Annotated in this window: 1 protein-coding gene; it reads left to right on the forward strand. The window is 40.6% G+C overall.

The annotated features are described in order from the left end of the window. Window positions 1-103: 103 nt before the first annotated feature. Window positions 104-1303, forward strand: coding sequence for an IS4 family transposase (locus ACM0OR_RS28210; RefSeq protein WP_414579710.1), 1200 nt, complete (start codon window positions 104-106; stop codon window positions 1301-1303). The last annotated feature ends 20 nt before the right edge of the window (window positions 1304-1323 follow it).

Genomic DNA, 1323 nt, shown 5'->3' on the forward strand with positions numbered 1-1323 from the left:
GCTTAGAGGGTGACAAGGCAACTCTAAGCTATGCAGGACAAAACTTTGAGAAGATAGTGAAGACAAAAAATAGGGAGCATTTTTGTGACTCCCCTGAAAAAATATGTTTCCTGAATTTTACCAAAAAACCCTGCGTGGCCATCTGAATGAAAGCCAGTATCTAACCATACAGCTTCTGTTGTTATTGCTACAAGTTCATCGTCAGGTCAAACTCTCCGTTTTAGCTAGTGTCTTTCCCCAACCGATTCAATATGGCAGTCGCAAACGCCACCTGCAACGCTTTTTAAACTTGCCTCGACTCAATGTCAAACTTTTATGGTTTCCCCTGATCAAATATTGGATTAGACAAGTACAAACGGGAGGGGGTTTAAATCGAAACCAGCGTCGTCGTCACCAGAAATTCAAACACCATAAATATGGATATTGGATGATGGCAATTGACAGGACTCAATGGAAAGGACGGAATGTATTTATGGTGAGTTTGGTTTGGGGAACTCATGCTCTTCCTTTGTATTGGGAGGTTCTAAAACAGGTAGGAAACAGTGATTTCAATACTCAAAAACGGTTGCTGAAAACGGTGCTGACTCTATTTAAAAATTATCCTGTTTTAGTATTAGGAGACCGAGAATTTCACAGCCCTAAATTGGCTCAATGGATTGATAATAGGGGTGTATTCTTTGCCCTGAGGCAGAAAAAGGATCTTCATTTCCAAGCAGCATTGAATGAGGAATATAAAGTCCTAAAAAATCTTGGATTCAAACCGGGAATGTCTAAATTTTATGAAGGAATTTTGTGCAATAAAGGGGATGGAATAGGACTATTTAATCTGGCGGTCTATTGGAGACGAAAATATAATAATAAGGGAGCAAAAGAACCTTGGTATATCTTAACTAACCTTCCGACATTAAAACAAGCATTGGCAGTGTATCGTTGTCGTTGGGGCATCGAACAAATGTTCAAGGATTGTAAAACAGGTGGCTACAACTTAGAAGAAACCAAGGTTAATGAAACCCGTTTTTTAGCTTTAGTCTTGTTGATTGCGCTGGCTTATAGTTTGGCGACAATGCAGGGGCAACAGATGAAAAAATTAGGGATAGATATTTATGCTGGACGTATCCTAGAACACAAAGAACAATCCCCACGGCAGAGTGACTTTAGCTTTGGACTCTACGGACAACGATGGCGTTACGGCATGGAATTATGGGCAGATTGGGTTCTGAGTCTGATTGCACTCAAACCCCATAAACGGCTCTATTTTCAGCGTGGTTTCTATGCCCTATCTCTTATGCAGCAACCTTTATAGGTAGGTTGTCACCCTCTAAG

It is taken from the genome of Anabaena sp. CCY 9402-a, assembly GCF_963920945.1.
In the GTDB taxonomy this organism is placed as follows: domain Bacteria; phylum Cyanobacteriota; class Cyanobacteriia; order Cyanobacteriales; family Nostocaceae; genus Trichormus; species Trichormus minutissimus.